Source organism: Streptomyces yatensis (assembly GCF_018069625.1).
GTDB classification, from domain to species: Bacteria; Actinomycetota; Actinomycetes; order Streptomycetales; family Streptomycetaceae; genus Streptomyces; species Streptomyces yatensis.
Genome location: NZ_CP072941.1, coordinates 724,441 through 749,349 on the forward strand (window position 1 = coordinate 724,441; position 24,909 = coordinate 749,349).

1 protein-coding gene is annotated in these 24,909 nt (G+C 72.5%); it reads right to left on the reverse strand.

The window, feature by feature from the left end; genetic code table 11:
- Nucleotides 1-29 precede the first annotated feature (29 nt).
- Nucleotides 30-24,869 carry a type I polyketide synthase gene (locus J8403_RS03000; protein ID WP_211121717.1) on the reverse strand — a complete coding sequence of 8,280 codons (24,840 nt, stop codon included), beginning with the start codon at nt 24,867-24,869 and terminating at the stop codon, nt 30-32.
- Nucleotides 24,870-24,909 lie beyond the last annotated feature (40 nt).

A 24,909-nucleotide genomic window follows, 5' to 3' on the forward strand; every position in this document is an offset into this window, starting at 1 on the left:
AAACACTCTGTGAGTTCCAGCTCGCCACGTCAGGAGGTTCCGAATTCGTCGTCGATGAGTTTGAAGATCTCGTCGGCGGTGGCCGATTCGATCTCGCTGTCGTCGTCCAGCTCGTCGTCCAGCGCCGTCGAGGTGCCGGACACCTGCCCGGTTCCGCCGGCGGACCACTTGGCCACCAGGCCCTGGAGCCGCGCCATGACCTTGTCGCGCGTCTCGCCGTCGGAGTCGAGCGCCGACAGGGTGGATTCCAGGCGGTCGAGTTCTCCGAAGACGGGCTCGGTCGCGGGCCCGTCGGCGGGGGTGACCTCTTCGCGCAGGAATCGTCCGAGCGACGCCGGGGTCGGGTAGTCGAACACCAGGGTCGCCGGCAGCCGCGTTCCGGTGATGGCGTTGAGACGGTTGCGCAGTTCGACGGCCGACAGGGAGTCGAAGCCCAGATCCTTGAACGCGTGTCCCGGCTCGATCGCCTGTCCCGACGCATAGCCGAGGACGATGGCCACCTGGTCGCACACCAGGTCCACCAGGATGCGCTCGCGCTCCGCTTCGGACTTCCCGGCCAGGTGCTGCTTGAGCTCGGCGGCCGGGTCGGCCCCGGTGCTGGTGGCGGCCGACTCCGCGGTCCTGCGCGCGGGGCCTCGCACCAGTCCGCGCAGCAGCGCGGGCACCGGCTCGCCCACCGACGACATGTCCATCGTCATGGGCACCAGGACGGCACCGTCGAGATCGCGGGTCGCGTCGAACAGTGCGAGCCCGGCCTCGGGGGTGAGGGCGACCATTCCGGTCCTGGTCATGCGGGTGACGTCGGCGTCGGCCAGCTCGGTGGTCATGCCGCCGTCCTGCGTCCACGGGCCCCAGACGAGCGAGGCGGCCGGGAGTCCCGCGGCCCTGCGGTGCTGGGCCAGGGCGTCCATGAAGGCGTTGCCCGCCGCGTAGTTGGCCTGGCCGGCGCCGCCGAAGGTTCCGGAGACGGAGGAGAACAGGATGAAGGCGGAGAGGTCGAGGTCGCGGGTCAGCTCGTGCAGGTGCAGCGCGGCGTCCACCTTCGGACGCAGCACCTTGTCCACCCGCTCCGGCGTCAGCGACTCCACCACACCGTCATCCAGCACACCCGCCGCATGCACCACGGCCGACAGCGGATGCTCCGAACCGATTCCGGCCAGGAGGCTCTCCACCGAAGCGCGGTCGGCGACATCACACGCCACGACCTGCGCCTGCGCACCGAGCCCGGCCAGCTCCGCCACCAACTCCGCCGCACCCGGCGCCTCCGCGCCACGACGACTCGTCAGCACCAGACGCTCGACCTTGTGCTCCACCACCAGATGGCGGGCCAGCAGCGCGCCCAGACCACCCGTGCCACCCGTGATCAGCACCGTGCCCGGGCCGTCCAGCGTCCTCGGGATCGTCAGCGCCACCTTGCCGGTGTGGCGGGCCTGGCTGATGAAGCGGAAGGCGTCGGGTGCCCTGCGGACGTCCCAGGTGCGCACCGGAAGCGGTCGCAGCACTCCGCTCTCGAACAGGGAGAGCAGGACGCCCCACATCTCGTGGATGCGGTCGGCTCCCGCCTCCATCAGGTCGAACGCCTGGTAGGAGACACCGGTGTACTCGGCGGCCACCTCGTCCGGGACCCTGATGTCGGTCTTGCCCATCTCCAGGAACCGGCCGCCGCGCGGCAGCAGGCGCAGACCCGCGTCAACGAACTCCCGGGCCAGCGAGTCGAGCACCACGTCCATGCCGCGTCCGCCGGTCGCGTCGAGGAAGCGCTTCTCGAAGTCCAGCGTCCGCGACGACGCGATGTGCTCGTCGTCCAGGCCGAGTGCCCGCAGGGTGTCCCACTTGCCCTCGCTCGCGGTACCGAACACCTCGGCGCCGAGGTGCCGCGCCAGCTGGAGCGTGGCCATGCCCACACCACCGGCCGCCGAGTGCACCAGCACCGACTGGCCGGCCTCGAGACCCGCCAGGTCCACCATGGCGTAGTAGGCCGTCAGGAACACGATGGGCGTGGAGGCCGCCTGCTCGAACGTCCAGCCCTCCGGGACCCGGGCGACCACGCGCCGGTCGGTGATGGCGACCGGGCCGAACGACCCGCCGAAGATGCCCATCACCGGGTCGCCGGGCGCGAGGTCCGTCACCGCGGAGCCGACCTCGGTCACCACACCGGCGCCCTCGCCACCGAGCGGCCCGGCCTCGCCGGGGTACATCCCCAGGGCGTTGAGCACATCGCGGAAGTTCAGACCCGCGGCGCGCAGCGCCACCCTGATCTCGGTCGCGCCCAGTTCCTCCGTCACATCGGGGCTGGGCAGCAGCGCCAGGTTCTCCAGGGTCCCCTTGGCGTGCATGTCCAGCCGCCATTCCCGGACCCCCGCGGGCGGCAGCAGCGCGGTGCCCGAGGAGACCCGGGCCATGCGCTGGCCGAGCACCGTGCCCTCGCGGACCACGGCCTGCGGCTCGTCGCCGGCGAGCACCGTGGCCAGTGCCGCCTTGGACGCCTCGGTGGGCTCCTGTGGGTCCAGGTCCACCAGGACGAAGCAGTTCGGGTTCTCCGACTGCGCGGACCGCACCATGCCCCAGAGGGGGGCGTGGATCATGTCCGGGGTCTCGTCGCGGTCTTCGGGCGCCATGGCGCCCGAGGTCACGAAGACCAGTCGGGAGGAGGCGAACCGGCGGTCGCCGAGCCAGCCCTGGATCATGCCCAGCGTGTGGTGCGTCACCGCGTGGATGGCGCCAGCTGGCTCCAGGCCCTGCTTGGCCTTGCTCTTGCTCTTGCCCTTGCCCTTCGCCTTGCTCTTGGGTGTGCCCTGCGCCGCCGGGTCGTCGAGACCCGGTGCGTAGGACACCAGCACGGCCTCCGGGGCGGCGGCGCCACCGTCGATCGCGGCGCCCAGCGCCTCCAGATCGGCGTAGGCGGTCACCTCGGCCCCGGCGATCTCGCCGGCGGCCAGTCCGTAGGGGTCGGTGCCCACCACGGCCCACTGGGCCGTTGCCACCTCGGCCGGAGCGATGGCCGGGACGGGGGTCCAGTCCAGCGTGAACAGCGAGTCGCGGAACGCCGCGGTCCTGGCCGCGTCGATGTGTTCCACGGACACCGGGCGCAGCACCAGGGATTCGATCGACGCCACGGGGCGGCCGGTTCCGTCGGCCACCGTGAGGGAGATCGAGTCCGGTCCGAGCTTGCTGAGCCGCACCCGCAGCGTGGACGCGCCACCGGCGTGGAGCGACACCCCGCTCCAGGAGAACGGAAGCCGGGAGAGGCCGACGTCCTCCAGGGCGACGAACGTCACCGCTTGCACGGCGGCGTCCAGCAGCGCCGGGTGAAGGCCGAAGTCGACCGCGTCCGACGCGTGGTCCCCGAGGCTGACTTCGACGTAGACGTCGTCGCCCGAGCGCCAGGCGGCCCGCAGGCCCTGGAAGACGGGGCCGTAGGCGAACCCGGTGGCGGCGAAGCGCTCGTAGAAGTCGTCGATCTCCAGGGCCTCGGTGCCCTCGGGGGGCCAGACGCCGAAGTCGAACGACGGCTCGGGTGCGGCCGGGGCGAGCGCGCCACTCGCGTGCTGCGTCCACGGCTGGTCCGAGGTCGCGTCGGCCGGGCGGGAGTACAGGCTGAGCGAGCGGTGCCCCGTCTCGTCCGCGTCACCCACCCACAGCTGCACCTGGACCGGTTCGTTCTCGGGCAGGACCATCGGGGTCGCCAGGGTGACCTCTTCCACCCGGCCGCATCCGACCTGGTCGGCGGCGCGAATGGCCAGTTCGAGGAACCCGGTCCCGGGGAACAGGGCCGCGCCCCCGATCGCGTGGTCGGCGAGCCACGGCTGGCTCTGCACCGACAGCCTGCTGGTGAACAGGAATCCGTCGCTGCCCGCGAGTTCGACTCCGGCCCCCAGCAGCGGGTGGTTGGGGGAGCTGAGCCCGATGGAGGCGACGTCGCCGGTCATGGCGCCGGGGGCCTTCGGCCAGTAGCGCTGCCGCTGGAAGGCGTAGGTGGGCAGCTCCACCCGCCGGACGTCGCGCCCGTCGAACGCCGTCGACCAGTCCACGGTGGTGCCGTGGACGTGGAGTTCGGCCAGCGCCGTGGTCAGCGACTGGGTTTCGGGGCGGTTCTTGCGCAGAGCGGGGACGAGGGTGAAGGCGGCGACGCCCGCGTCCTCGTCGGCCGTCAGGCAGTCCTGGGCCATCGCGGTGAGCACACCGTCGGGGCCCACTTCCAGGAACGAGGTGACCCCGAGCTTCTCCAGGGCCCGTACCCCGTCCGCGAAGCGCACCGCCTCCCGCACATGCCGCACCCAGTACTCCGGGGAGCACACTTCGGCCGCACCCGCGGGCTTGCCGGTGAGGTTGGAGACCAGGGAGATCGACGGTGCCTGGAAGGACAGGCCGGTGACGATGTCCCGGAAGTCGTCCAGCATCGCGTCCATGCGGGGCGAGTGGAAGGCGTGGCTGACCGTCAGCCGGCGGGTCTTGCGGCCCTGCCGCTCCCACTCTCCGGCGACCTCCAGCGCCGCGGCCTCATCGCCCGCGATCACCACGGCCGTCGGGCCGTTGACCGCGGCGACGCTCAGCTCGGCCTCGCGGCCGGCCAGCGAACCGGCGATCTCCTCCTCCGACGCCTGGACCGCCACCATCGCGCCGCCCTCGGGCAGCGCCTGCATCAGCCGGCCACGCGCCACGATGAGCGCGCACGCGTCCTCCAGCGAGAACACGCCGGCCACATGCGCGGCCGCGACCTCTCCCACCGAGTGGCCGATCAGCACGTCCGGGGTGATGCCCCAGTGCTCCAGCAGCCGGAAGAGCGCCACCTCGATGGCGAACAGCGCGGGCTGGGTGAAGGCCGTCTGGTCGAGCAGCGTGGCGTCCGCGCTGTCCTCGGCGGCGAACATCACCTCCTGCAGCGGCCGGTCGAGCAGCACATCGAGATGCGCGCACACCTCGTCCAGCGCACGGGCGAACACCGGGAAGGCGTCGTACAGCTCCCGGCCCATGCCCAGGCGCTGCGCGCCCTGGCCCGAGAACAGGAACGCCGTCTTGCCGGCGGTGCCCACCGAGCCCTGGACGACTCCGGGGGCCGCGGTGCCCGAGGCGATGGCGTCGAGACCGCTCAGCAGCCCTTCCCGGTCGCCGCTCAGGAGCACGGCGCGGTGGTCGAAGGCGGACCGGGTGGTCGCCAGCGAGTAGCCCACGTCGTCGAGGTCGAGCTCGGGGTGGGCCGTCACGTAGTCGTGCAGGTTCCTCGCCTGGGCGCGCAGCGCCTCGGTCCCCTTGCCGTTGACCGTCCAGGGAAGCGTGTCCGAACCGGCCGGCGGAGCGTCCGTACGGACCCGCTCCACCGTCTCCGGCTCCTCCGGCTCCGGGGCCTGCTCGATGATGGTGTGGGCGTTGGTGCCGCTGATGCCGAACGAGGAGATGCCCGCCCGGCGCGGCTCGCCGTTCTCCGGCCACGGGATCGGCGCGGTCAGCAGCCGGACCTCGCCCGCCGTCCAGTCCACATGCGGCGTCGGCTCGTCGACGTGGAGCGTCTGCGGCAGCACGCCCTCCCGCATGGCCATCACCATCTTGATGATTCCCGCGACACCGGCGGCCGCCTGGGTGTGCCCGATGTTGGACTTGATGGAACCCAGCCACAGCGGCTCGTTCTCCGGCCGCCCCTGGCCGTAGGTGGCCAGCAGCGCCTGCGCCTCGATCGGGTCACCGAGCCGGGTGCCGGTGCCGTGCGCCTCGACCGCCTGCACCTGGTGGGCGGCGAGGTCGGCGCCGGCCAGCGCCTGGCGGATCACCCGCTGCTGCGACGGGCCGTTGGGCGCCGTCAGGCCGTTGGACGCGCCGTCCTGGTTGACGGCGGAGCCGCGCACGATCGCCATCACCGGGTGACCGTTGCGCCGCGCGTCCGACAGCCGCTCGAGCAGCAGCATGCCGACGCCCTCGGCCCAGCCCGTGCCGTCGGCCGATGCCGCGAACGCCTTGCACCGTCCGTCCGTCGACAGCCCCTTCTGGCGGCTGAAGTCCACGAACGAGCCCGGGCTGGACATGATCGTCACACCGCCGGCCAGCGCGAGCGAGGACTCTCCCTGGCGCAGCGACTGCACGGCCATGTGCAGCGCCACCAGCGACGAGGAACACGCCGTGTCCACCGTGACGGCCGGTCCTTCGAGGCCGAAGGTGTAGGAGATACGGCCCGATACGACGCTGCCCGAGTTTCCGGTTCCGAGGTAGCCCTCGGGTCCGCCCGGGGCGGCCAGCAGCAGGCCGATGTAGTCCTGGCCGTTGCTGCCCGCGAAGACACCGGTCCGGCTTCCCTTGAGCGACATCGGGTCGATGCCCGCCCGCTCGATCGCCTCCCAGGAGGTCTCCAGCAGCAGCCGTTGCTGCGGGTCGATGGTCAGCGCCTCGCGGGGGGCGATGCCGAAGAACACCGGGTCGAATTCGTCGGCGTCGTAGACGAAGCCGCCGCCGCTCGCGTAGCTGGTGCCCGTGTTCTCCGGGTCCGGGTCGTAGAGGTCGTCGAGGTCCCAGCCGCGGTTGGTCGGGTAGGCGCTGATCACGTCGCTGCCCTCGGAGACCAGTCGCCACAGGTCCTCGGGAGTGCGCACGCCACCGGGGAAGCGGCAGCTCATCGAGACGATCGCGATCGGATCGTCGTCCACGACGGTGCCCGTCGCCACCGGCAGGTCGTCCACCGGCGCGGGGTCGGTGCCCTGCACCTCGCCCAGGATGAACCGGGCGAGCACGGTGGGTGTCGGGTAGTCGAAGGCCACGGTGACCGGCAGGTTCACACCGGCGGCCGTGCTGAGGCCGTTGCGCAGCTCCACCGCCGTCAGCGAGTCGAACCCGATGTCCCTGAAGGCCCGTTCCGGCTCCACCGCGTCGGCGCTCGGGTATCCGATCACCTCGGCGGCCTGGGACCTGACGAGGTCGAGCACCTCCGCCTCGCGTTCGACGGCCGACAGCCCCTCGAGGCGCTCGGCCAGCCCGGAGAGCGCCGCGCCCAGCTCGGCCTGCGCCGCCTCCAGGGCCTGCCGCACCTCCGGCAGCTCGTTCAGCAGCGGACGCGGCCGGGCCGAGGCGAAGCCGGGGGCGTAGCGCTCCCAGTCCACGTCGGCGACGGTGACGTCGACCTCGTCGTGATCGAGGGCCTGCTGAAGGGCGTCGACGGCGAGTTCGGGCACCAGCGGCGGCATACCGCGCCGCTTCAGCTGGGCCGAGGTGGCGTCGTCGACCAGACCGCCGCCGCCCCAGGCACCCCATGCCACCGAGGTCGCGGCCAGCCCCTGGGCCCGGCGCTGCTGCGCCAGGGCGTCGAGGAAGGCGTTCGCGGCGGCGTAGCTGCCCTGACCGGCACCACCGACGGTTCCGGCGTAGGAGGAGAAGAGGATGAACGCGGACAGTTCCAGGTCCCGGGTCAGCTCGTGGAGGTTCACCACGGCGTCCACCTTGGGCCGGAAGACACCCTGCGTCCTGGGGACGGTGAGGGTGTCGATGAGGCCGTCGTCCAGCACACCGGCCGCGTGCACCACCGCGGTCAGCGGGTACTCCGCGGGCAGCCCGTCGAGGAGCTCCCGCAACGCGCCGCGGTCGGCGGCGTCACAGGCCGCGACGGTGACCCGCACGCCGAGAGCGGTCAGCTCGTCCCGCAGCTCGGCCGCGCCGGGGGCGTCCAGGCCGCGGCGGCTCGTGAGCACCAAGTGCTCGGCGCCGCCACGGGCGAGCCAGCGGGCGAGGCGGCCACCGAGGGCACCGGTACCACCGGTGATCAGGACGCTGCCGCCGGGCTGCCAGGTGCGGGCCGGCCGGGCGTCGCCCAAGGGCGCCCGGACGAGCCGCCGGCCGAAGATCCCGGAGGCGCGCACCGCGACCTGGTCCTCGTCACCGGAGCGCCCGATCAGGCCGACCAGACGGTTCAGCACCCGGTCGTCGATCGCGTCCGGCGACTCGGGGAGGTCGACGAGACCGCCCCACCGCTGTGCGTACTCCAGGCCGACCACCCGGCCCAGACCCCACACCAGGGACTGCTTGACGCTGCCGACCCGGTCGGAGCGGCCCACGGACACGGCTCCGGTGGTGGCGAGCCAGAGCGGCACATCGATGTCGATGTCGCTCAGCGCCTGGACCAGGGTCACGGTGCCGGCGAAGCCGCGCGGAACGCCCGGGTGTTCGGCGAGTGCCTCCTCGTCGAGCGCGAGCAGGGAGAGCACTCCGTCGATCGCGAGCGTCCCCTCCTGCTCGGTGCCGTCCGCGGAGAGCGTGCGGGGTGCCGCGTCCCGGAGGAGTTCGGTCAGCGTCGACCGCTCCGGCTCCGTGTCGTCCAGGTCGACCCGCACCATGCGGGCACCGTGGCGCTCCACGTCCCGCGCGATGCGCTCGGCCAGGTCACGGGCGGTGTCGACCGGCGGGACGACGACCATCCAGGTACCGGTGATCGGGGCCCCCTGCTCCCGCTCGGAGCCGGACGAGGGCTGGTCGATCAGGGGCTTCCAGTTGATCCGGTAGCGCCAGTTGTCGACGGTCGAGCGGTCACGCCTGCCGCGCCGGTACGACGACAGGGCGGGCAGCACCGCGCTCAGCGGCGCCTCCCCGTCGAGCTCCAGCGTCTGCGCCAGTCCTTCGAGGTCCTCGCGCTCGACGGCGTCCCAGAACCGCGCGTCCACCGCGTCGGCCTCGGACACCGGGGCGTTGCCGAACCCGGCGTCGTCGGCAGGCTCCGGCCAGTACCGCTGCCGCTGGAAGGCGTAGGTGGGCAGGTCGACCTGACGGGCGCCCTGTCCGGCGAACACCGTCGGCCAGTCGACACCGGCCCCATTGACATGCAGCTCGGCGATCGAGGTCAGGAACCGCTCCAGACCGCCCTCGTCGCGCCGCAGGGTGCCGACGACCACGGCCTGCGCCTCGGCGGCCTCCACCGTCTGCTGCACCGGCAGGGTCAGCACGGGGTGCGGGCTCACCTCGATGAACACGTCATGCCCGCTGCCGAGCAGGGTGCGGGTGGTTGCCTCCAGCTCAACGGTCTGCCGCAGGTTCCGGTACCAGTACTCGGCATCCAGACCAGCGGTGTCCACCAGCTCACCGGAGACCGTGGAGTAGAACGGCACCTCCGAGGAACGCGGCTGAATGTCCGCCAGAACCCTCAGCAACTCCTCGTGAATCGCCTCCACATGGGCCGAGTGCGAGGCATAGTCCACCGGAACCCGACGAACCCGCACCTCCTCACCCTCCAGCTGCGCCACCATCTCATCCAGCGCACCCGGATCACCGGAGACGACAACCGAGCCGGGGCCGTTGACCGCCGCGACGGAAATTCCGCCGTCCCAGGCGGCGATCCGCTCCTTGACCTGGTCGACCGGAAGCCCGACCGACACCATGCCACCACGGCCCGCAAGGCCCGCCGCGATCGCCTGCGACCGCAACGCCACCACCTTCGCGGCGTCCTCCAGCGACAGCGCACCCGCGACACACGCCGCGGCGATCTCACCCTGGCTGTGCCCCATCACCGCATCCGGCTCCACACCCACCGAACGCCACAACTTCGCCAACGACACCATCACCGCGAACAGCACCGGCTGAACCACATCCACCCGGTCGAAACCAGGAGCGCCCTCGACGCCGCGCAGCACATCCGTCAACGACCAGTCCACATGAGCCGACAACGCCGACTCACACTCACCGATCGCCTCCGCGAACACCGGCGAACTCTCGAGCAGGCCCACCGCCATCCCCATCCACTGCGCGCCCTGGCCGGGGAACACGAACACCGAACGGCCGGTTGCCTCGGCGGCGCTGGCGCGGACCACACCCGGTGCCTTCGCACCCTGGGCCACCGCGTCCAGGCGCTCCAGGAGCTCCTCGCGGCCGGTCCCGGTCACCGCGGCCCGGTACTGGAACGCGGACCTGGTCGTCGCCAGGGAGAGCGCCACATCGGCCGTACGAAGCTCCGGGCGCTCGGTCACGAACTCGCGCAGCGTGGCCGCCTGGGCCTGCAGCGCGTCGCCGCTCTTGCCCGCCAGGACCCAGGCCACCGGGCCGTCGACCACCTCGGCCTCAGCGGTCTCGGCGGTCTCGGCCGCCTCGATCTCGGGGGCCTGCTCCAGGATGGTGTGCACATTGGTGCCGCTCATGCCGAACGCCGACACACCCGCGCGCCGCGGATGCCCGGTCTCGGGCCACGGCCTCGCCTCGGCCAGCAGCTCGACGTCGCCCTCCGTCCAGTCCACGTGGGGCGAGGGCTCGTCGAGGTGCAGCGTCTTCGGCAGCACGCCGTGCCGCATCGCCATCACCATCTTGATGACGCCGCCCACGCCCGCGGCCGCCTGCGAGTGGCCGATGTTCGACTTGATGGCGCCCAGCATCAGCGGCTGGCCCTCGGGACGCTCCTGGCCGTAGGTGGCCAGCAGCGCCTGCGCCTCGATCGGGTCGCCCAGCGAGGTACCCGTGCCGTGCGCCTCCACCGCGTCCACCTCGGCGGCCGACAGGCGGGCGTTCGCCAGCGCCTGCCGGATGACCCGCTGCTGCGAGGGGCCGTTGGGCGCCGTCAGACCGTTGGACGCACCGTCCTGGTTCACCGCGCTGCCGCGCACCACGGCGAGGATGGGGTGTCCGTTGCGGCGGGCGTCCGACAGCCGCTCGAGGACGAGCATGCCGACGCCTTCGGCCCAGCTGGCGCCGTCCGCGGCGGCCGAGAAGGGCTTGCTGCGTCCGTCGGAGGCGAGCGCACGCTGCCGGCTGAACTCGACCAGCGACATCGGGGTGGACATCACCGTCACACCGCCCGCCAGCGCCAGCGAGCACTCGCCCTGGCGCAGTGCCTGCCAGGCGAGGTGCAGGGCGACCAGCGACGACGAGCACGCGGTGTCCACCGTCATGGCGGGCCCCTCGAGGCCCATGGTGTAGGAGATACGACCCGAGAGCACGCTCGGCGAGACACCGGTGCCGACGAGGCCCTCGACGGCTTCCTGGGATCCGGCGAGGACACCGCCGTAGTCCTGGTAGGTCACGCCCGCGAAGACGCCGGTCTGGCTGCCCTTCGCCGAGAGCGGGTCGATACCGGCCCGCTCCAGGGCCTCCCACGAGGTTTCCAGCAGCAGACGGTGCTGCGGGTCCATCGCGATCGCCTCACGCGGCGAAATCCCGAAGAACGCCGGGTCGAACTGGCTGGCGCCGTGCAGGAAGCCACCTTCCTGCGTGTAGCACTTGCCGGGCTCGTCCGGGTCCGGGTCGTAGAGGTTCTCCACGTCCCAGCCGCGGTCCGTCGGGAAGGGCGAGATGCCGTCCCGGCCCTGGGCGACGAGGTCCCACAGATCCTCCGGGGTGGCCACCCCTCCGGGATAGCGGCAGCTCATCCCCACGATCACGATCGGCTCGTCGCTGTCCGCCACCGCGACCGGCGCCGGCTGCCGCGCCCCGGTCAGCGCGCCGAGGACCTCGGCACGGGCGAACTTCGCCAGTTCGACGGGGGTCGGGTAGTCGAACACGGCCGTCGCCGGGAGGCGCAGACCGATGGCCTTGCTCACCCGGTTGCGGAACTCGACGGCGGTCAGCGAGCTGAAGCCGAGGTCCTTGAACGCCTGTGAGCCCTGGACCTGGTCGGCGGAATCGTGTCCGAGCACCGCCGCGACATGTGTGCGGACCACTTCGAGCAGCACACGGTCCTGCTCGGGCTCGGAGAGTCCGGCCAGCCGCTCCCGCAGCGCGGAGAGCGGCCCGGACCCGGACTCGGGTCCGCCCCGCTGGGCGGTGCGCCGTGTGGTCCTGGGTCGACGGGCAGGCATGGCGGTGGTCTCCTCCACGGGGGGTTCGGTGGCCACGGGGGATTCGGTGGCCACCGGTGCGTCGGTGTTCGCCTCGGGTGAGGCGGCGGGTTCAGGCAGGGTCTCGGTCGTCTCCGGCGCCGGGGGCTCCGGCTGGTCCGTCACGACCTGGCGCAGCGTCAGCGTGTCGGCGGAGACGACGGCGTCGCCGGCTCCATCGATCGCTGCCAGGGAGAGGGTCTCCGGGCCGGTGCGGGCGAGCCGGACACGCAGCTCGGAGGCTCCGGACGCGTACAGCGACACGCCGGCCAGGCTGAACAGGACGCGGCCGCGCCCCACGCCGTCCAGCACTCCGAGGCCGAGCGGCTGCAACGCCGCGTCCAGAAGGGCCGGGTGCAGCCCGAACCGCTCGGCTTCCGCGATGGACTCCTCGGCCAGGCTGATCTCGGCGAACACCTCGTCATCGCGCTGCCACACCGCTCGCAGGCCACGGAAGGAAGGTCCGTAGACGAGGCCGCTTTCGGCGAGCGTCTCGTACAGGCCGTCCACATCGACGCGCTCGGCGCCGGGCGGGGGCCATGCGGCGGAGGAGAAGCGCACCGCTCCTTCGGCGGCCGCGATGTCCTCCGGCTCCGGGGCGAGCACACCGCTGGCGTGGCAGATCCACTCGTCCTCGTCCTCGTCGGCCGGCTCGGCCACGCGCGAGTACATCTCCAGCGAGCGGGTGCCGAACTCGTCCTCCTCGCCGAGGACGAGCTGAATCTGGACTCCGTTCCCTCGGGGAAGGACCAGCGGTGCCTGGCTGACGAGCTCTTCCAGATGGCCGAGGCCGACCTCGTCGCCGGCGCGAATCGCCAGTTCGACGAGGGCCGTGGTGGCCAGGACCGCTTCGCCGCGCAGGACGTGGTCCGCCAGCCAGGGCTGGGTGTGCAGCGAGAGCGTTCCGGTGAAGACCAGGCTGTCGGTGCCCGCGAGGGGGACGGCTCCGCCCAGCAGCGGGTGATCGGCGGGGTCGAGGCCGAAGGCGGCGGCGTCTCCCGCCGCGGTGCCGGCCTCCAGCCAGTAACGCTGGTGCTGGAACGCGTAGGTGGGCAGGTCCACGCGGCGGGCGCCGCGTCCGGCGAAGAAGGCCCGCCAGTCGACGGTTGCGCCGTGGACGTGTGTTTCGGCGAGGGCCGCCACGAGCGCCTGTGTCTCGGGACGGTCCTTGCGCAGCACCGGGACCAGCAGGGGGGCCGGGGCGTCCTCGGCGGCGATGTCGTCGACCGGTTCGGTCAGGCAGTCCTGGGCCATCGCGGACAGCACGCCGTCGGGGCCCACCTCGATGTAGGTGGTGACGCCCTGGACTTCGAGGGTCCGCACCCCGTTGAGGAAGCGGACGGTCTCGCGCACGTGCCGCACCCAGTACTCCGGCGAGCACACCTCTTCGGCACCGGCCTGCTCGCCCGTGACGTTCGAGATGAACGCGGTGGCGGGGCCGTGGTAGGTGAGCGTCTCCGCGACCGCGCGGAAGCCGTCCAGCATCGCGTCCATGTGCGGGGAGTGGAAGGCGTGGCTGACCCGCAGGCGGCGGGTCTTACGGCCCCGCTCCGCCCACTGTCCGGCGATCTCCAGTGCCGCTTCCTCGTCACCGGCGATGACCACGGCGTTCGGGCCGTTGACCGCGGCGATGCTCAGCTCGGCCGCACGACCGGTGAGCGAGCCCGAGATCTCCTCCTCCGACGCCTCGATGGCGACCATCGCGCCACCCTCGGGGAGGGCCTGCATCAGGCGGCCGCGGGCGGCGACCAGGGTGCAGGCGTCCTCCAGGGAGAACACCCCGGCGACGTGGGCGGCGGCGATCTCGCCGATGGAGTGGCCGATCAGCACATCCGGGGTGATGCCCCAGTGCTCCAGCAGCCGGAACAGCGCCACCTCGATGGCGAACAGCGCGGGCTGGGTGAACGCCGTCTGGTCGAGCAGTTCGGCGTCCGCACTGCCCTCGGCCGCGAACATCACCTCGCGCAGCGGACGGTCGAGCACCACGTCCAGGTGCGCACACACCTCGTCCAGCGCACGGGCGAACACCGGGAACGCGTCGTACAACTCCCGGCCCATGCCGAGGCGCTGCGCACCCTGGCCGGTGAACAGGAACGCGGTCTTTCCGGCCTTGGCCGCCTGCCCCTGGACGATGCCGGGGGCGTCGTCGCCGGCGGCGACGGTCTCCAGGCCGCGCAGCAGCGTCTCGCGTCCGGTGCCCAGCAGCACCGCGCGGTGCTCGAACACCGATCGCGTGGCGACCAGCGATTCGGCGATGTCCAGCACGCCGGGCCCGGCCTCTTCGGAGAGGTGGGCGCGCAGCCGCTCGGCCTGGGCGCGCAGGGCTTCCGGGCTCCGGCCGGAGAGCACCCACGGGGCCATGCCATGGTCGTCGGCGGGGGTCCGGACGGGCTCCGTCTGGTCCTGGACCGGGGCCTGTTCGATGATGGTGTGCGCGTTGGTGCCGCTCACACCGAAGGCGGAGATACCCGCCCGGCGCGGCTGCTCGGTCTCGGGCCACGCGGCGGCCTCGGTCAGCAGCCGCACCTCGCCCGCCGACCAGTCCACCTCGCGCGACGGCTCGTCCACGTGCAGCGTCCGCGGCAACACTCCGTGCCGCATGGCCATCACCATCTTGATGACACCGGCGACACCGGCCGCGGCCTGGGTGTGACCGATGTTCGACTTGATCGATCCCAGCCAGAGCGGCAGGTCCCCCGGGCGCTCCTGGCCGTAGGTGGCCAGCAGCGCCTGCGCCTCGATCGGGTCGCCCAGCGTCGTACCCGTGCCGTGTGCCTCGATGACGTGGACGTCGGCCGGCGACAGCCGGGCGTTGGCGAGGGCCTGGCGGATCACCCGCTGCTGCGAGGGGCCGTTCGGCGCCGTCAGACCGTTGCTCGCACCGTCCTGGTTGACGGCGGAGCCCCGCACGATCGCCAGCACCTGGTGGCCGTTGCGCCGGGCGTCGGACAGCCGCTCCACGAGCAGCATGCCCACACCCTCGGACCAGCCCGTGCCGTCCGCGGCATCCGCGAACGGCTTGCACCGACCGTCGGGCGCCAGACCGCGCTGACGGCTGAACTCCACGAAGGCGGCCGGACTGGTCATCACGGTGACGCCACCGGCGAGCGCCATGGAGCACTCGCCCTGGCGCACCGCCTGCGCGGCCTGGTGCAGGGCGACCAGCGACGACGAGCACGCGGTGTCCACCGTCAGCGCGGGTCCCTCAAGACCGAACGTGTAGGAGATGCGGCCCGACACGACCGAAGTGGCGCTGCCGGTCAGCATCTGCCCTTCGAGCCCCTCGGGGATCTCGTGCAGCCCCGTTCCGTAACCGGAAGTCGCGGCTCCGACATAGACACCGATCTGGCTGCCGCGCATGGACGCCGGGTCGATACCGGCCCGCTCGAACGCCTCCCACGAGGTCTCCAGCAGCAGCCGCTGCTGGGGGTCCATGGCGAGCGCCTCGCGGGGCGAGATCCCGAAGAACGCCGCGTCGAACTCGCTCGCCCCGTCGAGGAACCCGCCCTCACGGGTGTAGAACGTGCCCGACCGCTCCGGGTCGGGGTCGTACATCCCCTCGACATCCCACCCGCGGTCGGAGGGGAAGTCCGTGATGGCGTCCGTACCAGCCGCCACGAGGTTCCACAGCTCCTCCGGGCTGCGCACACCGCCCGGGAAGCGGCAGCTCATCCCGACGATCGCGATCGGATCGTCGTCGGCCGGGACCGCCACCGCCGACGGCGCGGCCACCGCGTCCCGCGTCCCCAGCACCTCGGCCCGCAGATGGCCGGCCAGCACCGTGGCGCTCGGGTAGTCGAAGACCAGCGTGGCCGGCAGGACCAGCCCGGTCTCCGCGTTCAGCCGGTTGCGGAACTCAACGGCCGTCAGCGAGTCGAAGCCCAGCTCCTTGAACGCACGGCCGGGCTCGACCGCCTCCGCGCCCGCGAAGCCGAGGACGGCCGCCGCGTGGGCACGCACCAGGTCGAGCAGGGTCCGGTCGATCTCGGCCTCGGTGAGCCCCGTCAGGCGCTCCCGCAGTGCCGAACCGGTACCGGTGCCCTCGGCGTTGCCGGCGTTCGCCAGCGCCCGCTGGACCTCGGGCAGATCGCCGAGGAGCGGGCTCGGCCGCCCGATCGTGAACGCGGGGGCGAATCGCTCCCAGTCCACATCGGCGACCGTGAGCACACCGTCGTCACCCGCGACCGCGCCCTGCAGCGCGGCGATCGCCAGGCCGGGCACCATCGCGGGCAGACCGCGGCGTGCCAGATGGTCGGCCTCGTCCCCGGCCGCCATGCCGCCCTCGGCCCAGGGGCCCCAGGCCACGGCCGTACCGGCCAGACCCCGGGCACGGCGGTCCTCCACCAGCGCGTCCAGGTAGGCGTTGGCCGCACCGTAGGCGGCCTGGCCGCCACTGCCCCACACACCGGCGATCGAGGAGAAGACCACGAACGCGTCCAGCTCCCGGTCGCCCAGCAGCTCGTCCAGGTTGACGGCGCCCGCCACCTTGCCGGAGACCACGGCGGCGGCGTCGGCCAGCCCGGTCTCGGCCAGCGGCCCGGCCCCGTTGGCGCCCGCCGCGTGCACCACGGCCGTCAGCGGCTGCTCCTCGGGCACCGCGGCCAGCACCGCGGCCAGCTGCTCGCGGTCGGCCACATCGCAGGCCGCCACGGTCACCCGGGCGCCCAGCGCCTCGAGCTCCTCGCGCAGTTCGGGCGCGCCCGGCGCCTCGAGACCGCGACGGCTGGTCAGCACCAGGTGCTCGGCGCCGTTGCGCACCAGCCAGCGGGCCACCTGCCCGCCCAGCGCGCCGGTGCCACCGGTCACCAGCACCGTGCCACGCGCCCGCCAGGTCGTCGCGTCGGCGACGGGAGCGGCGGACCGGGTCAGACGGCGTGCGAAGACGCCGGAGCCGCGCACCGCCACCTGGTCCTCGACGACCTCGGTGGCCTCGGCGGCCAGCACACCGGCCAGCCGCGCGACTGCACGCTCGTCCAGGGACTCGGGCAGGTCGACCAGACCGCCCCACAGCTGCGGCAGCTCCAGCGCGGCCACCCGGCCGAGCGCCCACACCATCGCCTGCTTCGGGTGGCTGAGCCTTTCGGAGCGGCCCACGGACACGGCTCCCCGCGTACCGCACCACAGCGGAGCCTCGACACCGGCGTCGGCCATGGCCCGCACCAGTGTCAGTGTCAGGGCGAGACCGCTGGGGAGCGCGGAGTGTCCCGGGCAGGGCTCCTCGTCCAGGGCGAGCAGCGACAACACGCCGCCCAGCGCGGGGGCGTCGGCGGCCGCCTCACGCAGCCGCTCCCCCAGCGCCTCGGCGTCGAGGTCCCGCTCGTCGGCCACCAGCGACACCACGCCCGCGCCCTGCCGCCCGAGCCCGGAGAGAACCTCCGTCACCAGCTCGTCCTCGGCACGGGAGGCCGGAACCACTACCAGCCACGTGCCCGACAGCGACCCATCGGCCACGTCCGGGACCGGCTTCCAGGCCACCCGGTAGCGCCAGTTGTCGATCGTGGACTGGTCACGCCGGTTGCGGTGGTACGTGGACAGGGCGGGCAGCACCGCGCTCAGCGGCGTCTCGCCATCGACGTCGAGCGTCTCGGCGAGCGCTTCGAGATCCTCGCGCTCGACCGCTTCCCAGAACCGGGCGTCCACCGAGTCGACGGCGCTCGACGCGCCCAAGCCGTTCAGGGAGATGGACACCTCGGGCCAGAACCGCTCGCGCTGGAAGGCGTACGTCGGCAGCTCCACCATCCGCGCACCGCGCCCGGCGACCACGGACTCCCACTCCACCGGGGCTCCGTGGACGTGGAGTTCGGCCAGCGCCATCGTCAGCGCCTGGGGCTCGGGACGGTCCTTGCGCAGCACCGGCACCACGGCCGAGGCCGCGGTCTGGTCCTCCGTCAAGCAGTCCCGCGCCATCGCGGACAGCACACCGTCGGGGCCGACCTCCAGGAACCTGGTGACGCCCTGGGCGGTGAGCGCCCGCATGCCGTCCGCGAACCGCACCGCCTCCCGGACGTGGCGCACCCAGTACTCCGGCGAGCACACCTCGTCGCGGCTCGCCGCCTCGCCCGTCAGATTGGAGACCAGGGCGATGGACGGTGCCTGGAAGGACAGGCCCGCGACGACGTCACGGAAGTCGTCCAGCATGGCGTCCATGCGGGGCGAGTGGAAGGCGTGGCTGACCGTCAGCCGGCGGGTCTTACGGCCCTGCTCCGCCCACTGCCCCGCGACCTCCAGCGCCGCAGCCTCATCACCCGCGATCACCACGGCCGTCGGGCCGTTGACGGCGGCGATGCTGAGCTCGGCCTCACGACCGGCCAGCGACGGAGCGATCTCCTCCTCCGACGCCTGGATCGCGACCATCGCCCCACCCTCGGGAAGGGCCTGCATCAGACGGCCACGGGCGGCCACCAGGGTGCACGCGTCCTCCAGGGAGAAGACCCCGGCCACATGCGCGGCCGCGATCTCACCGATGGAGTGGCCGATCACCACATCCGGGGTCACACCGAAGTGCTCCAGCAGCCGGAACAGCGCCACCTCGATGGCGAACAGCGCGGGCTGAGTGAAGGCCGTCTGGTCCAGGAGCGCGGCCTCCGCGCTCCCCTCCGCCGCGAACACCACCTCCCGCAACGGACGGTCCAGCACCACATCCAGATGCGCACACACCTCGTCCAGGGCGCGCGCGAACACCGGGAAGGCGTCGTACAACTCCCGGCCCATGCCCAGGCGCTGCGCACCCTGACCCGAGAACAGGAAGGCCGACTTTCCAGCGGTTACGGCCTCGCCCTGGACGACTCCCGAGGCGATTCCGCCCTGGGCGAGAGCCCGCAGGCCGCGCAGAAGGGTTTCCCGGTCCTCACCCACCAGCACGGCACGGTGCTCGAACACCGACCTGGACGCCAAGGTGTGCCCGACGTCGAGCACGCCGATGTCGTCCCGGGCCGCCACATGCTCGTACAGCCGCTCGGCCTGCGCCCGCAGCGCCTCCCGGTTCTTCCCGGAGACCAGCCACGGCACCACGGCCGCCGACACCGGCGCCTCGGGGGCCGCCTCGGAGGGCCCGACCTCTTCCAGATCAGGAGCCTGCTCGATGATGGTGTGCGCGTTGGTTCCGCTCAGTCCGAACGAGGAGACACCGGCCCGGCGCGGCCGGGCCGTCTCCGGCCACGCGGTGGCCTCGGTCAGCAGCCGCACCTCACCGGCCGACCAGTCCACCTCGCGCGACGGCTCGCCGACGTGCAGCGTCTGCGGCAGCACGCCCTCACGCATGGCCAGCACCATCTTGATGACCCCGGCCACACCGGCCGCGGCCTGCGTGTGACCGATGTTGGACTTGATGGCGCCCAGCCACAGCGGGCGCCCCTCCGGCCGCTCCTGGCCGTAGGTGGCCAGCAGCGCCTGCGCCTCGATCGGGTCACCCAGCGTCGTGCCGGTGCCGTGCGCCTCGACCGCGTCCACTTCGGCGGCCGACAGTCCGGCACTCGCCAGCGCCTGCCGGATGACCCGCTGCTGGGACGGCCCGTTCGGCGCCGTCAGACCGTTGGACGCACCGTCCTGGTTGATCGCGCTGCCCCGCACCACCGCCAGCACCGGATGGCCGTTCTTCCGCGCGTCCGACAGCCGCTCCACCAGCAGCATGCCCACGCCCTCGGACCAGCCGGTGCCATCCGCGCCCTCCGCGAAGGGCTTGCACCGGCCGTCGGGCGCCAGCCCGCGCTGACGGCTGAACTCGACGAAGGCACCCGGCGTCGACATCACCGACACACCACCGGCGAGCGCCAGATCGCACTCGCCCTGGCGCAGTGCCTGCGCCGCGAGATGCAGTGCCACGAGCGACGACGAACACGCCGTGTCCACCGTCATCGCCGGCCCCTCGAGGCCGAACGTGTACGAGATACGCCCGGACACCACGCTGGCCGCGCTGCCCGTGCCCACATGGCCACCGAAGTCCTCGGGGGCGTCGAGCATGATCGTGGAGTAGTCCTGGCCGTTGGTGCCGACGAACACACCGGTGCGGGTGCCGCGCAGCGCGGCCGGCTTGACGCCCGCGTACTCGAACGCCTCCCAGGAGGTCTCCAGCAGCAGCCGCTGCTGCGGGTCCATGGCAATCGCCTCGCGCGGCGAGATGCCGAAGAACACCGGGTCGAACTGGGGTGCTCCGTAGAGGAAGCCGCCCTCGCGGGCGTAGAAGGTGCCCGGGTGCTCGGGGTCCGGGTGGTACATCCCCTCGACGTCCCAGCCACGGTCTCCGGGGAACCCGGCGATGCCGTCGCCGCCCTCGGCCAGGAGGCGCCACAGGTCCTGCGGGGTCTCGACACCTCCGGGGAAGCGGCAGCTCATCGCCACGATCGCGATGGGGTCGTCGTCATCCGCGGGCACACGGCGCGACACCGCGGCGGTGGCCGCCTCGGTGTGGGCTCCGCCGAGCTCCTGCCGCAGCCGGCCGGCGAGCACCTCGGCGGTCGGGTAGTCGAAGACGAGGGTCGACGGCAGGCGCAGACCGGTGGCCAGGTCGAGCCGGTTGCGCAGCTCGATGGCGGTGAGGGAGTCGAAGCCGAGGTCCCGGAAAGCACGGCCGGGCTCGACGGCGTCCGCCGAGAAGTGGCCGAGCGCCGAGGCCGCGTGGGTGCGGATGAGGTCCAGGAGGACGGCTTGCTGTTCGGCGCCCGAGAGTCCGGCCAGTTGTTCCCGCAGACCGGATCCCGGCTCCGTCCGGGCGGTGGCACCGCCGGAGGCGGCCAGGAGTTCACGGGCTTCGGGGATGTCGTTCACGAGGGCGCTGGGGCCCGCGCTCAGCATCGAGGCCATACCGGCCCAGTCGATGTCGGCCACGACCAGCGCGGGCTCGTCCTGCCCGACGGCCCAGCGCAGCGTGTCCACGGCCAGCGAGGGAGTCATGGGGGGCAGTGGCCCGCCACGCATCCGCTCCCCGGCGCGGCCGCTCGCTGCCATGCCGCTCTCGGCCCACGGGCCCCAGGCGACCGCGGTGGCGGCCAGGCCCTGGGCGCGGCGCTGCTGCGCCAGCGCGTCCAAGTAGGCGTTGGCCGCCGCGTAGGCGGCCTGGCCCGCGCCGCCGACGACGCCGGCGAAGGAGGAGAACAGCACGAACGCGTCGAGCGACAGTCCTTCGGTCAGCTCGTGCAGCTGCCGCGCGCCCTCCACCTTCGCGGTCAGGGTTCCGGCGAGCTGGTCGACGGTCAGGCCGTCCAGCACACCGTCGTCCAGGATGCCCGCCGCGTGCACGACGGCGCTCAGCGGGTACCGCTCGGGGATGGCGGCCAGCACCGCGGCGAGGGCGTCCCGGTCGGCGGCGTCGCAGGCCGCGACGGTCACCTGGGCGCCCAGTTCCTCGAGCTCCGCCTTGAGCTCAGCGGCGCCTTCGGCCGCCGGGCCGCGACGACTCGTCAGCACCACGTGTTCGGCGCCCTCGCGCACGGCCCAGCGCGCCACGTGCGCGCCCAGGGCACCGGTGCCACCGGTCACCAGCACCGAGCCCCGGGGCCGCCACGCGCGCTCCGCCGACTCGTTTGGGGCGGTGACGCGGGACAGGCGCCGGGCGTACGCTCCGGAGCCGCGCACCGCCACCTGGTCCTCGCCGCCTTCGGCGGACAGCGTCCGGAGCAGCCGCGCGACGGCGCGCTCGTCCAGCGCCTCGGGCAGGTCGACGAGGCCGCCCCAGATCCGCGGGTGCTCCATGGCCGCCACCCGGCCGAGACCCCAGATTTCGGCCTGCGTCGCGCTCGTGAGCTGGTCGGAACGGCCCACCGAGACGGCGCCGCGGGTGCCGCACCACAGGCGGGCCTCGATGTCCGCCTCGGCCAGGGCCCGCACCAGCATCAGGGTCAGCGCGAGTCCGCGGGAGACCACCGGGTGCTCGGTGCAGGGCCGCTCGTCGACACCCACCAGGGACAGCACACCGCCGATCCCGGGCAGACCGGTGGCGATCTCACGCAGCCGTCCGGCCAGTACGCCCGGGGCGAGGTCGTCCTCGTCGGCCACGACACGCACGACATCGGCACCGTGCCGCTGGAGTGCGGTGGACACCGACTCGGCGAACGCGTCATCGACGCCGGAGGCGGGAAGGACCACGAGCCAGGTCCCCGACAGCGTGGCCGCGGGGTTCTCCGAGACGGGCTTCCACGAGATGCGGTACCGCCAGCCGTCGACCGTGGCCCGGTCGCGCTGCTGCCGACGATAGGACGACAGGGCGGGCAGCAACTCGCCCAGCGAGCCGCCGTCGACGTCCAGCGCCTTCGCCAGCGCGCCCAGGTCCTCGCGCTCCACCGCGTCCCAGAACCGTGCGTCCACGGTGTCCACGGCGCCGGAGCCGGCCGACGCCGCGCTCGTGCTCTCCAGCCAGTAACGCTGACGCTGGAAGGGGTAGGTCGGCAGCTCCACCGTGCGGGCGCCCCGACCGGCGAAGACCGTTTCCCAGTCCACCGCCACGCCGTGGACGTGGGCTTCGGTCAGCGCGGCCATCAGAGCCTGGGCGTCGGGGCGCTCCTTGCGCAGGAACGGCACCACGACCGGGGCCGAAACCGCCTCTCCGGTCAGGCACTCCCGCGCCATCGCCGAGAGCACACCGTCGGGGCCCACCTCCAGGTAGGCGGTGACGCCCTGGGTCTCCAGGGAGCGCACGCCGTCGGCGAAGCGCACGGCCTCCCTGACGTGCCGCACCCAGTACTCCGCCGAGCAGACCTCGTCGGCCCCGACCGGCTCACCGGTGACATTGGAGACCAGCGCCAGGGTGGGGGCCTGGAAGGACAGCCCGCGCACGACCTTGCGGAAGTCGTCCAGCATCGCGTCCATGCGGGGCGAGTGGAACGCGTGGCTGACCCGCAGCCGGCTCGTCTTGCGCCCTCGTTCCGACCACTGGGCGGCGATCTCCAGTGCCGCTTCCTCGTCACCGGCGATGACCACGGCGGTCGGGCCGTTGACCGCGGCGATGCTCACCTCGGCCTCACGACCGGCCAGCGACGGAGCGATTTCCTCCTCCGACGCCTGCACCGCCACCATGGCGCCGCCCTCGGGCAGCGCCTGCATCAGACGGCCACGCGCCGCGATCAGCGTGCACGCGTCCTCCAGCGAGAACACCCCGGCCACATGCGCGGCGGCGATCTCGCCGATGGAGTGGCCGATCAGCACGTCCGGGGTGACACCGAAGTGCTCCAGCAGCCGGAACAGCGCCACCTCGATGGCGAACAGCGCGGGCTGGGTGAACGCCGTCTGGTCGAGCAGTGCGGCCTCCGCGCTCCCCTCCGCCGCGAACACCACCTCCCGCAGCGGACGGTCCAGCAGCAGGTCGAGCCGCGCACACACCTCGTCCAGCGCGCGGGCGAACACCGGGAACGCCTCGTACAGCTCCCGGCCCATGCCCAGGCGCTGCGCACCCTGGCCCGAGAACAGAAAAGCCGTCTTGACCACGGTTCCGGCCACGCCCTGGACCACGCCAGGAGCGGCTTCGCCGGTGGCGACCGCCTCGAGCCCGCGGAGGAGCTCCGCACGATGGGCGCCCGACACCACCGCACGGTGTTCGAACGTCGACCGTGCGGCAACCAGGGAGTGGCCGACGTCCAGGGGACTCAGCTCGGTCCGCTCGAGCAGGAACGCGCTGAGCCGTGCGGCCTGGGCCCGCAGAGCGTCCGCGCCACGAGCCGACAGCAGCCACGTGGCCACACCACTGTCCTGGTCGGAGACCGAACGCGGCTCGGTCTCGTCCTCGTCGACCGGCGGGGCCTGCTCGATGATGGTGTGCGCGTTGGTGCCGCTCACACCGAAGGCGGAGACACCCGCCCGGCGCGGCTGACCGGTCTCGGGCCACTCGGTGGCCTCCGTCAGCAGCCGCACCTCACCCGCCGACCAGTCCACCTGCCGCGACGGCTCATCCACATGCAGCACCTTCGGCAGCACACCGTGGCGCATCGCCATGACCATCTTGATGATCCCACCGACACCGGCGGCGGCCTGGGTGTGCCCGATGTTCGACTTCAGCGCGCCCAGCCACAGCGGGCGGCCCTCCGGCCGCTCCTGGCCGTAAGTCGCGAGCAGCGCCTGCGCCTCGATCGGGTCGCCCAGGGACGTGCCGGTGCCGTGCGCCTCCACCACGTCCACATCGGCCGGCGTCAGCCGGGCACTTGTCAGCGCGTCCCGGATGACCCGCTGCTGCGACGGACCGTTCGGCGCCGTCAGACCGTTGGACGCACCATCCTGGTTGACGGCCGAGCCGCGCACGACGGCCAGCACCGGGTGGCCGTTCTTCCGCGCGTCCGACAGCCGCTCCACCAGCAGCATGCCCACGCCCTCGGACCAGCCGGTGCCATCCGCGGCATCCGCGAACGGCTTGCACCGGCCATCGGGCGCCAGACCGCGCTGACGGCTGAATTCCACAAAGGCGCTCGGGGTCGACATCACCGTCACACCACCGGCCAGCGCCAGGTCACATTCGCCCTGACGCAGCGCCTGTACCGCGAGATGGAGCGCCACCAGCGAAGAGGAACATGCCGTGTCCACCGTCACCGCGGGGCCTTCGAGACCGAAGGTGTACGCGATACGGCCGGATACGACGGAAGCCGATGTGCCCGTCAGCAAATGGCCTTCGATTTCCTCCGGGAATTCATCGACATCGGCCCCGTAGCCGGAGGTCGAGGCGCCGACGAAGACACCGCCCCGACGGCCCTTCACCGACCCCGGAGCGATGCCCGCACGCTCGAATGCCTCCCATGAGGTCTCCAGCAGCAACCGCTGCTGCGGGTCCATGGCAAGTGCCTCACGCGGCGAAATCCCGAAGAAGCCGGCGTCGAACTCGCCCGCGTCGTGCAGGAAACCACCCTCGCGGGAATAGAAGGTGCCCGAGTGGTCGGGGTCCGGGTCATACATCCCGTCCACGTCCCACCCACGGTTGGACGGGAACTCGGAAATGGCGTCGCTACCGCCGGCCACCAGTTGCCACAGGTCCTCCGGGCTCCCCACCCCACCCGGAAAACGGCAGCTCATCGCCACGATCGCGATGGGGTCGGTCTCTCCTGCCTCCAACTCACGCAGGCGTTGACGCGCCTGGTGCAGATCAGCCGTCACCCGCTTGAGATAGTCCCGGAGCCTATCTTCGTTCACCATGGAAACCTTGCCTATAACGAGTCAAAGAAGACTGAAGAGT